Here is a 12,907-nt window from a genome sequence, read left to right as displayed (position 1 = left end):
TGGCATTCTCGACGTCGCTCGGCCGCTGCTCGCGGTCGAACCGCTTGTGGGAGGCCGGTGGTGGGGGAGGGCTTCCTGTGATGGAGGATGGTTTCCCGATTGATTTTTCAAGCCTCCTTCGAAAGTTCCTCCGACTTTGTTAGGTTGGCTGCACAAGACGGCGTGGCCGTCACGGGGGGGTGAGCGGCTCCATGCGGGCCGCCGTTGTTCCATACCCCATCCCCGTGACGGGTCGTGCCTGACACATGGAAATGCAGTCCATCTCCGACAAGGAGTGTCATGTCATCCAACCGTCTCATCAAGCGTCGTGGTTTCCTCGGGACCACTGGACTCGTCGCCGCATCGGCCCTCGGAGTGGGGGCCGCTGGACTGGCCGCCTCGCCCGCCCGGGCCGACCTCCGGGGGGAGCCCACGGTCATCGAGGATGGCCCCCGGTTCAAGGTCTTCCAGTTCAACAGCACATCCATCTCCGCTCAGGTGAAGCCTGCGGCACGCGTCATGGTGATGCTGCCCACGGGCTATCACGACAGCGGGAAGCGCTACCCGGTGCTGTACCTGCTCCACGGTGGCTTCGGCGATCACCTGTGGTTCCGGAACTGGGGCATCGAGGAGCTCGTCAACAACAAGGAGATCATCGTCGTCATGCCCGATGGTGGCATCGCGGGCTGGTACTCCAACCCGGCCAGCACCAGCATCATCGTCGGCCGGCGCCACTGGGAGACCTTCCACATGAACGAACTGCTCCCCTGGGTGGAGGCCAACTTCCGCACCCATGCCGAGTACGCCGGCCGAGCAGTCTCCGGCTTCTCCATGGGTGGCTTCGGGGCGCTCAAGTACACCGCGAAGTACTACGGCCACTTCGCCTCGGTGAGCTCCCACTCCGGGCCGGCCAGCCTGCGTCGCGACGGCGGCCGGGTGGCGCACTACATCAATGGCACGGGATTGGCCGAGTTCGGTCGCACGACCTACGGCGTGCCGTGGCGGGAGGACCTCGTCAGCGCCGACAACCCCGTCGAGCGGATCGAGAGCTACCGCAACAAGCGGATCTTCCTCGTTGCCGGGCAGGATCGCAGCCCGTTGTTCGACGGGAGGATCAATCCCGGTTCCATCGATCAGAACGTGCTTGATTCCCTGCAGGAACAGCACGTGGCCGATGGTCAGCGTGAGTTCGGCGATCTGCTCAACCAGGCGGGCATCCCCCACACCCGCTACGAGGAGCCCGGTGGACACTTCGTCCGCAAGCACCGCATGCAGGAGGACATCGACGGGATCGTCGCCCACCTGAAGCGGGCCTCCTGACCTCCCCCGACGTTCGGCGCGCCGCCCCTCCCGGACCTCCACCGGCGGCGCGCCGAACCCCCCTCACCGACGCCGCCCCACCACCAGGGTCAGGGGCGGGTCGGTGAGATCCGTCACGGAGCAGTCCTCGAAACCTGCGTCGGCCAGCCATGCGAGGTGATCGCTCGCCGCGTGGGCGTCACCGGCGTCGGTCGAGACGAGCATCTGCACCCCGAAAACCGCGCCCACCACGCCCCGGTCACGCATGTAGGAGACGATCGCCACCCGCCCACCCGGTGCCAGGACCGGGCGGATCCTGTGCATCAGGTCCCGATTGGTCTGAGCGTCGAACATGTTGGTCACGGTGCTCAGGAGCACCAGATCGAAGGGGCCCTCCGCCACCTCGTCGACAAGGCTGGCCCCGACGAGCCGTACCCCCGCCAGTCTCGGGTCCTGCCGAGCCGCCGCGACGACGTCGGGCAGATCCTGCATCGTCACCGCCAGCCCTCGATGGGCCAGTTCGATGCTGTACTCCCCGTGACCGCCACCGAGATCCAGCACCCGCTTCGCCCCCGGAGCCTGCGCGAGGCAGGCGTCGATGACTCGGGGGATGAAGGATTGCGACGCGGCCGCGAGGTGCTTCAGTCGCGCGATCGGGTCGATGCGTCGCAGCGACTCCGGAGGGGGTGCGGTACGGTCCCGCAGCCTCTCCCCGACGAGGCAACTCCAGCGACGCACCCACACCCCGTGCTGAGCCAGAGCTGTCGCCTCAGCGGGGGAGGGCATCGCTGGGCCGCACGTGATCCTCGAATCATGGCCCACCGTCAGCAGCCCCCATTCTGCGAGAAGGTGAGCCACGGCGGCAACGGCCCCGGCGTCGAGCCCTGCGGTCTCGGCCACCTCGTCGGGGGTGCCGGGCAGGGCGTCGATCATCCCGCAGGAGGTTGCTGCCTCCCAGGTCACGGCCAGCCGCCAGTCGATCAGGTCCTCGGGTCGGGCCAGGGCAGTCGGCCGGGTGAGATCGGCGCGTTGGACGTCCGTGACGGGCCCTTCAGTGGGCAGCTTCTGGTGATGTCGCGTCGGCATGACCCTCTCCTTTCCTGAGAACGAGAATCATCTTGCGATCTCGCGTGAGTCGAGTCAACTCGGAGCGTGCGCGGAGAGGCGACCCCCCTCGGGAGGGCGAGCGCGGATTCGCCTGTGTTGGGTGTGGCGAATCAGCGTGCTGAGGAGGCTGGCGGGAGGCCAGCGGGGGCGGGAGGGGGTGAGGGGCGGTGTCGGGGTGGACACGAACCGCCGTTCTGCTTCCGCGAGCCGTCGTTTGAAACGTTCCAACCGAACCAGAACGGCGATTCGTGACCTGACTGACCTCTTAGAGGGCGCGCGGATAGGCGAATCTACTGCGGTCGCCCCGGTGTCCCCCTGGCAGCGTTGTCCTCCTCGAACGCACAATCCAGTGCGCTCCTCGTCGTCCGCCTTGCCCGGAGGCCACCGTGACGATCCTCGTCACGATCCCCCTATCCGCGCACCCTCTTACTCCGTGGAGTTCTCCTCGGCCTCGCGGTCGAGGGAGCGTTGGAGCTGCTCCGTGTGCTCCGGCCGTCCGGCTGCCATGAGATCCGCGATGATCGACTCGACGTGCCGCAGCACGTTGGGCGAGGTCTCGGCGTAGTGACGGATCTCCTCCAGCGGCCACGCGACGGTGTCCGGCACGGAGGTCTGGCTCCTGCGCAGCCGGGCCACGCCCTCGTCGTCGCTCAGGTACTCGGCGGGTTCGTGTCGGGTGATGAGCACCCGCAGCACCCGGTGGAGTTCGTTGAGGACGTCGCGGGTGGTCGTCGGGTCGTTGACGCCCGGCGACAGGGCCCGATCGGCGATGTCGACGAGCTGACGGAGCCCGAAGGTCGGGTCCTGCGCCATGGTCCGCTCGGAGGCGAGGCTGATGCGGGAGCGGAGCTGGGAGGCGGTGTCCTCGTCGACCTCGCCGAAGATCCGCGCCAACTCCGTGCCGGTGGTGACGAAGTTGCCGGGCTTGACCAGGAGTTCGATGCTGAGGTTGTTCTCCTGTGCGAAGGAAACCAGCGACGCCTCGTCGATCTCGACGACGTGCCCGTGGTGCTCGTCCATCGTCACGATGGTCTCGCGCCCCCACCGTCGCCACTCACCCTCCTTCTGGTCGTCGAGTGAGTCCGGGTACATCGAGACGATGAGTCCGACGGTTCGGTCCCCGAGTTCCCGGATCAGCACCTGCACCTGGACGGACCGGGTGATCTGTCGGATGTAGATGAGGAACATCACGAGCGAGGCCAGGACGAACAGGTAGGAGGCCGTCACGGAGAGGCGTGGCACGAAGCCCGGCGAGGAGTCGGTGCTGTCGACGACGACGCGCATCACCGTCAGCGCGTAGGTGAAGGCGCCGAGAAAGGTGCCCATGGTGAGCTGCGTCGTACGGTTCGACAGGAACTCGCCGAGGGCACGCGGGGTGAACTGACTGGACGCCAACTGCAGCACGACGATCGTGATGGAGAAGACCAGACCGGCGACCGACATCATCGCCCCTGCGATCGATGACAGGATCGATCGCGCTGCCTCGGGGCCGCCGAGGAAGGCGTAGGGCAGGGACTGCCCCACGGCCCGATCGACCAGCGGCAGCAGCAGTCCGGAGAGCAGGGCCACCGCCATCACGACCGCGGGAACGACCCAGAAGGGTTGGAACATCCGTTGCAGGAGTGAGGTGCTGGGCGTGGCATGGAGGTGCGGGGCCGTCATGACGCGCTCGGGTGAGTTCATGGCGGCAAGTATCGCAGGAGAGAGCCCACAGGCCGGATCCCGACGCATCCGCCGTATCGTCGCTGAGCTGCCGGTCCCGTCGTCGGCCCAGGCGAAGTCAGCGGGGGGTAAGCTCCCCGCATGGCCGTGAACATGTTGTGGTTCGACGCCTCCAGAGGATTGAGGTGGCACACCGTCATGGAGCTGGAGAAGGTGTTGGACCACTTCTTCGCGCTGGAGCCCTCCCTGGTCGAGGTTCACGCCTTCCTGCTCGGGCTGCAGGCCCAGCACGGTGAACTGCCCTCCAGGCTCGTCGGGACCGCCTACCAGACGAGGCTTCGGGAACTCTTCGAGGGGCTGGAGGTCGAGCACGACGACGCCTACGTGCGCGTCCTCGTCACCGCCTCCGAGGGGCACCGGCTGCACCTGCTGCGCCGCGACGAGCAGCTGCGTGAGCTGATCTGGCAGGTCCTGGCCTGGGACGGCGGCGCCGACGACTCGCTGGCGAGCCTCGACCGCTCGGCCTACGGCCCGAGGGCCCACTGGGCCTCGGACATCGCCACCCTCGTCGCCGAGGGCCTCCTGGATCGCGCCCGGGTGCTTCGAGCCTGCCTGGCAGGCCTGCTGCGTGACCTCCCCGCGTATCACGCCAACTGGTTCTCCGGTCTCTACGCCGAGCTGCGACCCACCCCGCAGGAGGCGGCGGTCGATCAGGATCTCCTGCTGCGCGCGCTCGACTCCGGGATCAACGCGACGGTGTCGCTGGCCACCAAGCAGCTGGCGGCCGTGCAGCGGGCGGGGCTCCTCACCTCCGCCGACTTCCTGGACCATTGCCACGGTCCCCTCACCGGGGCGAAGAGCATCGCCCTGGCGGGGCTGAGGATCATCCAACGCCTCGACACCCCGGCCGAGCGGCGGGCCGAGGCCATCAGCATCGCGCTGTCCCACCCTCACGGGGACGTGCAGATCGCAGCCGCCGAGGCATTGCGGGACCTCGGGGCCGAGGAGGTGTTGCGGGCGGGGGCGCAACTGCTGTCCCCCGCCGTGGCCGCCCAGTTCGGGTTCGATGCGACGGGGACCGCGCCCCTGGAGGTCGATGGGACCCCCGTCCTCAGTGTTGTGCCGTGGGGTGACGACGCGCTGGAGCGGGCCGCGGCCCTCATCGAGGGTGGGGATGCGCTCGAGCTGGAGCTCGCGATGGCCTGGGTGGCCGTCGCCGACGATGCCGCCGATGTCCTGGCGCCCTTGGCGAAGCGGGCGCGGACCTGCGCGAAGCGGGAGTCCGTCCCCGCCGAGTTCATCCACGCCGTGCTGGATCCCGAGGCCCCGAGCATCCCGCCCAGCGCCCTGGACCCCTTCCACACACCCAGGGCGGGGGAGAGCGACGGCGAGATCGGCTCCGCGCTTCGGGTCTGGGTCATCCGGATGTGCGAGGTGGTGGAGATGGTTCGAGGTGAACGTCCTCGTCGCGCGCTGTTCGCCACCCCGAGTGACGGTGACGGCTGGATCGCCTGGGATGGATTCGCCGAGCGGGCCGTCGATCCGACTCCTGCCCCGCCGGCCGATCTGTTCCAGGGCATCTGGCGGCTGCGTCCCGAGGACCGGGAACGCGGGGCCGCGCTGCTGGGGATGACCGTGCCGGAGCGGACCACCTACGACAAGGAGTTCTGGCAGGACCTCTACACCCTGCAACCCCAGCACCTGCAGGCGATGGCCCTGGCCTTCCCCGACGACACCTCGCCGCTGGTCCCCACCGCCTCGATGGCCCTCCATCGGGGCCTGGCCGAGGTGGCGCCGCGCCAACTCGACGCTTTGTCCCTCGAACTGTTGGCCCGCCACCCGGGACGCTGGGACGTGGCCACGGGCACGTGCGTCGCCCTCGGGCTGGCCTCGCGTCACCAGGCGGTCCGGGCGAGTGCTGCGGAGCTGCTGGCGGCGAGGGTTCCCGACCGGTTGGTTCCTGACCAGATGGCCACGGCGATGGCAGAGGTGGTGCCCGAGGTGACGCTTTCCCGCTGGGCCGGTTCCCTGGCGGATGCGGCCCAGCTCAACCCGGATGCCGTCATCGACGTGCTCACGGCCCTGCTGCCGAGGCTCGAACCCCGCGCCACCGGGGTGGCCAAGCTGCTCACCCTCCTGCACGACGAACAGGTCCGCAAGGGTTTGGTCACCCAGGACCCCGCGCTGCGAGGGTGGTTGGCACAGTTCTCGGGACGTTCGGCCGCCGCGACGGCCGCACAGCGACTTCTGAACGCCTGACGTGCGCCAATGTCTTTAGGTTGACCTAACCTGTCTCGCTGTGATATTGCGGGGGTTCTCGAGACAGCGATGACTCCCTGTGTTAGCGTCGGAGACATGAGGGTACGCGGATAGGCGGATCGTGACGAGGATCGTCACGGTGGCCTCATGGCAAGGCGGACGACGAAGAGCGCACTGGGTGGTGCGTTCGAGGAGGACAACACAGCCAGGGGGGACACCGGGGCGACCGCAGTAGATGCGCCTATCCGCGCACCCTCTCAGTCGGAGCCGTCGTCATGGGACGACGGAGGCGTCCCCAGGAGCACTCGAAGAAGAGGCACCATGAAGCGTTTCATCGTCTCAAGGTGGCAGGAATTCACCCGTGCCTTCACGGGGTGGACGGGTGTTGCCCTCGCTGCCCTGCTTGGCATGATCCTGGGAGTCGGGGCGTTCACGGTCTACTACTCCGGTGCCACCGACTACCTCGGCGACGACCCCGCCACCTGCGCCAACTGCCACGCCATGAATGAGCAGTACGAGGGATGGCTGAAGGGGCCCCACCACGACGTGGCCACCTGCAACTCGTGCCACGCCCCGCACGGCGACATCGTCGGGAAGTACGTGAACAAGGCGGACAACGGCTTCTGGCATGCGTTGAAGTTCACGTTCGAGAACTACCCCGAGAACATCAAGATCCGCGACCACAACCGCGAGATCGTCGAGGCCGCATGCATCGACTGCCACGGCAACCACGTCGAGCAGGCCAACAACAGCTCCGAGCACAAGGGCGAGCAGATGTCCTGCATCCGCTGCCACGACGGCGTCGGTCATGAGAGGTGAGGAGAGATGAGTTCCACGACTGACAACAACGACACACCGCCCACGACGAAGACCCCCACGACATGGACCGGTCCCCGCAAGAGGTGGGTTCCCATCGTCGTCCTGCTCTTCGTGGCGGTGGCGGCCGCCGCGCTCACTTGGCTGTTGACGAACATCTTCCAACGCAAGGAGGAGGCCAAGCAGCCCTTCACCCAGGTGGTGGAACTCACCGACACCACCTACGACCCGGCGGTGTGGGGGCGGAACTTCCCCATCCACTACGACCAGTACAAGAAGACCGCTGAGGACACCGACGGGGACTTCGTCAAGGTCGAACCCACCGACGAGGACCCGCGGGAGACGCACACCATCTCCCGCATCGACATGGAGCCCAGGGCCCAGCTGATGTGGCGCGGCTACCCCTTCGCCGTCGACTACACCGCACCGCGCGGCCACGAATGGGCCTTCATCGACCAGGTCAACACCAAGCGCACCAAGGACCCGTTCAAGCAGCCCGGCACTTGCCTCAACTGCCACGGATCCATGCCGGAGGTCTACGACAAGCTCGGTGACGGCGACCGCACCGCCGGGTTCCACGCCATGAACGCCATGAGTTTCCAGGACGCGGCCCAGCACGTCGGATCCACCATCGCCTGCATCGACTGCCACGACCCGAAGACGATGGAACTCACCATCACCCGCCCGGCCTTCATCGAGGGGATCAAGAAGGTCAAGGCGCTCGAGGGCGTCGCCGACTACGACGTCAACCGCGACGCGACCAACCTCGAGATGCGCACGTTCGTGTGTGCCCAGTGCCACGTCGAGTACTACTTCGCGGGAGAGGGCAAGACCCTGACCTTCCCGTGGGCCAAGGGACTGACCGTCTACGACGCCATGGCCTACTACGACGAGATCGGCTGGGTGGACTTCGAGCACGCGGAGAGCGGCGCCCCCGCCCTCAAGGCCCAGCACCCCGACTACGAGACCTGGGCCCAGGGCACCCACGCCGCCAACGGTGTGACCTGCACCGACTGCCACATGCCGTACCAGCGCAACGGCGCGGCGAAGGTGTCGAACCACCAGATCATGAGCCCCATGGTCAACGACGAGTCCATCAACGCCTCCTGCCTGACCTGCCACAACTCCACGGAGGATGAGATGAGGCAGCGCGTCGAGGGGATCCAGACCACCTGGCAGAACTCCCTCAACGTGAGCTTCACGGCCCTCGAGGCGCTCATCAAGGACATCACCGCGGCCGCCAACGACGGCAGCGCCACCGAGGAGCAGCTCGCCCTCGCACGCGACTACCAGCGGAAGGCGCAGTTCGTCGTCGACTACTCCTTCTCGGAGAACGGGCGTGGCTTCCACGCTCCCCAGTACGCGGTGTCGATCCTCAACCAGGCCACCGACTGGGCCCGCTCCGGTCAGCTGGCGCTGCGCGGCGTCGTCGTCGAGAACAGCAAGCCGCCGGCCCAGGCCGAGAACCACATGCCGGTGCAGGAGAACTGACCACACACGACAGATGGGAATGAACCGGGGCGATGGAGAACGAAGGCCAAGGATTCACGAGGAAGGACCTCGAGGCGTTCCTCGCCACCGCCCCGGACCCGTTGAAGGACTGGGCGAGCCGACAACTCGCCCAGTTCGACGAGGGCACGGCCACGCCGGAGACGCCGCCGTCGGAGGCGGACGCGGCTGACCTGGCGGATCTGCTGCCCGACTACGAACAGGCCGACGACACCCCGGTCGCGAAACCGGCCCGCACCTCCGGGCTGGAACGCCGGACCGGGGTGTCCCGACTCAACCTCGTCCTGGTGGCCTTCCTCGCGGCCGCCATCGTCATCATCGTGCAGATGGCGGGACGCCCCCAGCCCCAGCAGCCGATGGCGGGGATGCCCAGCAACCATCCACCCGTCGACGCCTCCGCCATCGCCGAGCTGGACCAGGCCCAGAAGATCGACAAGGAGCGGGAGGCCGAACTCAAGGCCCAGATCGAGGCCGACCCCGCCAACATCGACGCGCGGCTTCAACTCAGCACCATGTACTACAACGCGGCCCTGTACCAGGAGGCCATCCCCCTGCTGCAGCAGGTCCTGGACCAGGACCCGGACCACCTCGAGGCCCTGCTCGGCATGGGCGCGGCCGAGTACGGCGCCAGCCGCTACGACGACGCCGAGAAGCGTTGGCTGCGGATCACCGAGCTCGACCCCACCCGTCAGGAACCCTGGTACAGCCTCGGCTTCCTCTACATGGCACGCACCCCCGCCGACCCGGAACGGGCACGTCAGGCGTGGAACAAGGTGGTGGAGATCGACCCGAACTCCGAACTCGCCAAGGAGGTCTCCGTCCACCTCGGCAAACTCGCCACGCCCACGGCCGCCCCGACCTCCGAGGGCTGAGCCGTGGAGGTGACGGTGCCGGTGGCCCTCCTCGCTGGGCTCGTGTCCTTCGCCTCGCCGTGCTTCCTGCCGATCGTCCCCGTCTTCGTCGGGCAACTCGTCGGCTCCGACCCGCGTCACGTCGACCGGCGGGTCGCGCTCGCCAACTCCACCGCCTTCGTCGTGGGCTTCTCCCTCGTCTTCATCGCCATGTGGGCGTCACTGGGGCTCGTCGGACGCTCGATCGGTCCCTGGGCCCACCACGCCCGCATCCTCGGCGGGGCGGTGCTGGTCTTCCTCGGCCTCCACGTGGCGGGGCTGCTGCGCATCCCGTTCCTCGACTCCGTGGTGCGCGCCCGCATGCCCGGCGGCCGCGCCTCCGCCGTGCGGGCCGGGCTCATCGGCGTGGTCTTCGCCGCCGGGTGGACTCCCTGCATCGGGCCGGTCCTCGGCGGCATCCTCGCCATGGCGACGGCGAGCGCGACGGTGTGGTCGGGGCTGGCCCTCATGGTGGCCTACTGTCTCGGCCTCGGGCTGCCCATCATCGCCGTGGCCCTCGGGTCGGCGCGGGTGACCAGGCACTTCGACTGGTTCCGACGACACCACGTGGCGATCTCGCTGGCCACGGGCGCGCTCCTCGTCATCGTCGGATTCCTCATGGTGACGAACATGTTCTCGCGGTTGGCGGGCCTGATGCCCGGATTCGGAATCTGAGGTGAACGATGAGCGATGACACCCCCCGTACCGGTGCCGCCGATGGGCTGGACGAGCCCCTCGACGTGTCCCCCGCGCGTTTCCTGCACGGGATCTACGCCCTGTTCCACAACAAGGCCTTCGGGCTCGTCCTCATCCTCGTCACCGGCGTGCTGTCGTTCATCGGGGTGCTGCTGCCGCAGAAACCGGCCAGCATCGCGGGGGACCCCGAACGGCAGGCCGCCTGGCTGGAGAAGGTCGCCACCACCGTCGGCGGCTGGACCCCCATCCTCAACGCCCTCGGCTTCTTCTCGATGTTCTCCTCCGTGGTCTTCCTCACCGTCATGGGGTTGCTGGCCGCATCCATCATCGCCTGCACCACCCACCGGATCCCGATCCTCTGGAAGGCCGCCCGCCACCCCCACACCCGGGTCAAGACCCGGTTCTTCGACGTGGCGCGGTTGCGGACCCGCTTCGTCACGGACCGCCCGGTCGAGGAGACCCGCGATCTCATCGTCGAGGACGCCCGCCGTCACGGCATGCGGGTCATCCCTGACGGTCAGGGCGCCTACATGGACCGGCACGCGTGGCTGCCGTTCGGCACCGCCCTCGCCCACGTCGCCTTCGTCGTCATCATGGCGGGTTTCGTCGTCTCGTCGGTGGCGGGGTTCCGCGACGAGCAGTTCACCCTCACCATCGGCCATCCCCGGGAGGTCGGCCACGGCACCGGGTACGTGGTGGAGGCCACCGGGTTCCGCGACACCTACTACGACAACGGCGCCCCGAAGGACTACGTGGCCGACCTGGTGCTGCGTGAGGGCGGCGAGACGGTGGCGCAGCAGGAGGTCCGGGTCAACGAGCCGCTCAGCCACGGCGGCCTCATGTTCCACCAGGCCTACTTCGGGGTCGCCGCCGTGATGACGGTGACCGACGCATCCGGGGAGGTCGTCCTCGACGGCGGGGTGCCGTTGGAGTGGAGCACCCAGGACAAGACCCTCACCTACGGCAACGTGCCGCTCACGGGCGGCAAGGTCCTCTACGTCATCGGATCCGCGTCGGGTCAGGTGGCGACGGGGATCGCGCCCGGCCAGGTGAAGGTCGAGCTCTACGACGGGGAGGCCACCACACCTGTGGCCACCTCCCTGCTCGACATGGGGACCCCCACCGCGGTGGGCGAGTTCACGCTCACCTTCGTGCGGGAGCAGCAGTTCACCGGGATGATCCTGCGTCGCGACCCCGGCACCCCGATCGTGTGGGCGGGGTTCGCCCTCCTGGTCGTCGGGACCTGTATGACGATGTTCTTCCGGCACCAGCGGCTGTGGCTGCGGGTGTCGGAGGCTGGGGAGGGGACGCTGGTCCAGATGGCCTCCCCCGACCGCCAGGACTCCGGTTTCACCCGTTTCGTCACGGACCTCGTGGAACGGGTGAGCACCCAACTGGCCGCCACGAATGAGAGGAAGTCCACCGATGATTGAGTACTCGCAGGCCCTGCTGCTCATCACGACGGCCCTGACCGTCGTCGCCACCGTCGCCTACTTCGGGGCGGTGCTGGCGGCGCGGATGGCCAGGAACCCCGCCCCGACCCCGGCGAAGGTGTCGGTGACGAGTGACGGTGTCGTCGTGGGGGAGGGCGAGGTGACGGTGACGGGCGGGTCGCGGCACGTGGCCTCGCGTCGCTTCACCATCACCTGGTGGGCGACGAAGCTGACCCTGCTGGCGTTGCTGCTGCTCACCGGGGCGTTGGTGACGAGGATGATCGCGACGGGACACGCCCCGTTCAGCAACCACTACGAGTTCGCGCTCTCGTTCGCGTGGGGGATGCTGCTGGCGCAGGTGTACTTCGAGTGGCGTCATCGGATCCGGACGATGGCCATCATCACGATGCCGGTCATCCTGGCGATGCTCATCTACGCCTCGACGATGTCCTACCAGCCGAACCCGCTCATGCCGGCGCTGCGGAACTCGCCCCTGCTGACCCTGCACGTCATCACGGCGGCCGTCGGGTATGGCGCGGCCGTGGTGTCGTTCGCTGCGGCGGTGATGTTCCTGCTCGCCCCGCACGTCACGTGGCGTGGTTGGCCGAGCCGGGATGCCCTGGACGAGCTCGGCTACAAGGCCACCGTCGTCGTCTTCCCGATGCTCACGCTCATGCTGATCCTCGGTTCGATCTGGGCGAACGTGGCGTGGGGTCGGTACTGGGGCTGGGATCCGAAGGAGACCTCGGCGCTGGTGACGTGGCTCATCTACGGCGCCTACCTGCACGCCAGGGTGACCCGCAGCTGGCGGGGCTCGAAGTCGGCGTGGCTGCTGATCCTCGGCTTCGTCGCGGTCGTGTTCACCTACCTCGGCAACATGTTCTTCGGAGGCCTCCATGCCTACGTCTGAGGATGAGGTCGAGGAGTTCCTGGAGACCGACGAGGCGACCCCGCAACGACAGACGGGGACACCTGCGGGGGAGCCGGCGTGGCGGGCGCGGCTGAGGTCGTCGACCTTCGGCCAGCTCGCCCTGGTGCTGGTGGCGGCCTTCGCCATCGCGATCGCGACGTGGTGGGTGGTCAAGCCCGGGGGCCAGGGGCAGTCGCAGGCCACGGGCGAGGCGATGTCGCAGGTGGAGATCGCGGGGGTGCAGCCGGCCCCGCGGGTCGGCGACGCGGCCCCGGAGTTCACTGCGACGGACATCGACGGTGGGCTGGTCGACATGAAGGCGCTTCGCGGCAAGCCCGTGTGGCTGC

Annotated in this window: 10 protein-coding genes and 1 pseudogene; 9 read left to right on the top strand and 2 right to left on the bottom strand. The window is 68.1% G+C overall.

Annotation, left to right across the window (positions count from 1 at the left end; genetic code table 11):
• Positions 1 to 279: 279 nt before the first annotated feature.
• Complete coding sequence (locus EII35_RS11015; protein ID WP_125228523.1) at positions 280 to 1,299, top strand: alpha/beta hydrolase; 1,020 nt, start codon at positions 280 to 282, stop codon at positions 1,297 to 1,299.
• Between the two features lie 63 nt (positions 1,300 to 1,362).
• On the opposite strand, the gene EII35_RS11010 is transcribed toward EII35_RS11015, so the two are convergent.
• Complete coding sequence (locus EII35_RS11010) at positions 1,363 to 2,364, bottom strand: class I SAM-dependent methyltransferase (RefSeq protein ID WP_125228522.1); 1,002 nt, start codon at positions 2,362 to 2,364, stop codon at positions 1,363 to 1,365.
• A 447-nt stretch (positions 2,365 to 2,811) separates the two neighbouring features.
• Complete coding sequence (locus EII35_RS15965; RefSeq protein WP_185744288.1) at positions 2,812 to 4,068, bottom strand: DUF2254 domain-containing protein; 1,257 nt, start codon at positions 4,066 to 4,068, stop codon at positions 2,812 to 2,814.
• A 120-nt stretch (positions 4,069 to 4,188) separates the two neighbouring features.
• Here EII35_RS15965 and EII35_RS11000 point away from each other — a divergent pair, with 120 nt between their 5' ends.
• The 8 genes and pseudogenes from EII35_RS11000 to EII35_RS15960 form a co-directional block, all read left to right on the top strand.
• Complete coding sequence (locus tag EII35_RS11000; RefSeq protein ID WP_185744287.1) at positions 4,189 to 6,306, top strand: DUF6493 family protein; 2,118 nt, start codon at positions 4,189 to 4,191, stop codon at positions 6,304 to 6,306.
• A 321-nt stretch (positions 6,307 to 6,627) separates the two neighbouring features.
• Positions 6,628 to 7,125 carry a cytochrome c nitrite reductase small subunit gene (gene nrfH / locus EII35_RS10995; protein WP_125228519.1) on the top strand — a complete coding sequence of 166 codons (498 nt, stop codon included), beginning with the start codon at positions 6,628 to 6,630 and terminating at the stop codon, positions 7,123 to 7,125.
• Between the two features lie 6 nt (positions 7,126 to 7,131).
• On the top strand, positions 7,132 to 8,613 hold the full coding sequence (locus EII35_RS10990) for an ammonia-forming cytochrome c nitrite reductase subunit c552 (protein WP_125228518.1): 1,482 nt from the start codon (positions 7,132 to 7,134) through the stop codon (positions 8,611 to 8,613).
• Positions 8,614 to 8,645: 32 nt separating this feature from the next.
• Entirely contained in the window at positions 8,646 to 9,503 is an 858-nt protein-coding gene (locus EII35_RS10985) for a tetratricopeptide repeat protein (protein WP_125228517.1), read from the top strand.
• A gap of 3 nt (positions 9,504 to 9,506) precedes the next feature.
• Entirely contained in the window at positions 9,507 to 10,196 is a 690-nt protein-coding gene (locus EII35_RS10980; protein WP_125228516.1) for a cytochrome c biogenesis CcdA family protein, read from the top strand.
• A gap of 8 nt (positions 10,197 to 10,204) precedes the next feature.
• Entirely contained in the window at positions 10,205 to 11,650 is a 1,446-nt protein-coding gene (locus EII35_RS10975) for a cytochrome c biogenesis ResB family protein (protein WP_125228515.1), read from the top strand.
• Complete coding sequence (gene ccsB, locus EII35_RS10970; RefSeq protein ID WP_125228514.1) at positions 11,643 to 12,560, top strand: c-type cytochrome biogenesis protein CcsB; 918 nt, start codon at positions 11,643 to 11,645, stop codon at positions 12,558 to 12,560. Before EII35_RS10975 ends, ccsB begins: the two co-directional genes overlap by 8 nt.
• A pseudogene (locus EII35_RS15960) lies at positions 12,547 to 12,907 on the top strand (peroxiredoxin family protein); the annotation flags it as partial. The gene ccsB and the pseudogene EII35_RS15960, both read left to right, overlap by 14 nt.

Source organism: Arachnia propionica, from assembly GCF_003932785.1.
In the GTDB taxonomy this organism is placed as follows: domain Bacteria; phylum Actinomycetota; class Actinomycetes; order Propionibacteriales; family Propionibacteriaceae; genus Arachnia; species Arachnia propionica_B.
Note: the sequence above shows the minus strand (reverse complement) of the source record. Positions and strands in the feature narration are given on the sequence as shown.

What these genes read in the sequence shown, in the direction of transcription:
- EII35_RS11015 (WP_125228523.1), top strand. Translation starts at nt 280, where the DNA reads ATGTCATCCAACCGTCTCATCAAGCGTCGTGGTTTCCTCGGGACCACT.
- EII35_RS11010 (WP_125228522.1), bottom strand. Translation starts at nt 2,364, where the DNA reads ATGCCGACGCGACATCACCAGAAGCTGCCCACTGAAGGGCCCGTCACG.
- EII35_RS15965 (WP_185744288.1), bottom strand. Translation starts at nt 4,068, where the DNA reads ATGAACTCACCCGAGCGCGTCATGACGGCCCCGCACCTCCATGCCACG.
- EII35_RS11000 (WP_185744287.1), top strand. Translation starts at nt 4,189, where the DNA reads ATGGCCGTGAACATGTTGTGGTTCGACGCCTCCAGAGGATTGAGGTGG.
- nrfH (WP_125228519.1), top strand. Translation starts at nt 6,628, where the DNA reads ATGAAGCGTTTCATCGTCTCAAGGTGGCAGGAATTCACCCGTGCCTTC.
- EII35_RS10990 (WP_125228518.1), top strand. Translation starts at nt 7,132, where the DNA reads ATGAGTTCCACGACTGACAACAACGACACACCGCCCACGACGAAGACC.
- EII35_RS10985 (WP_125228517.1), top strand. Translation starts at nt 8,646, where the DNA reads ATGGAGAACGAAGGCCAAGGATTCACGAGGAAGGACCTCGAGGCGTTC.
- EII35_RS10975 (WP_125228515.1), top strand. Translation starts at nt 10,205, where the DNA reads ATGAGCGATGACACCCCCCGTACCGGTGCCGCCGATGGGCTGGACGAG.
- ccsB (WP_125228514.1), top strand. Translation starts at nt 11,643, where the DNA reads ATGATTGAGTACTCGCAGGCCCTGCTGCTCATCACGACGGCCCTGACC.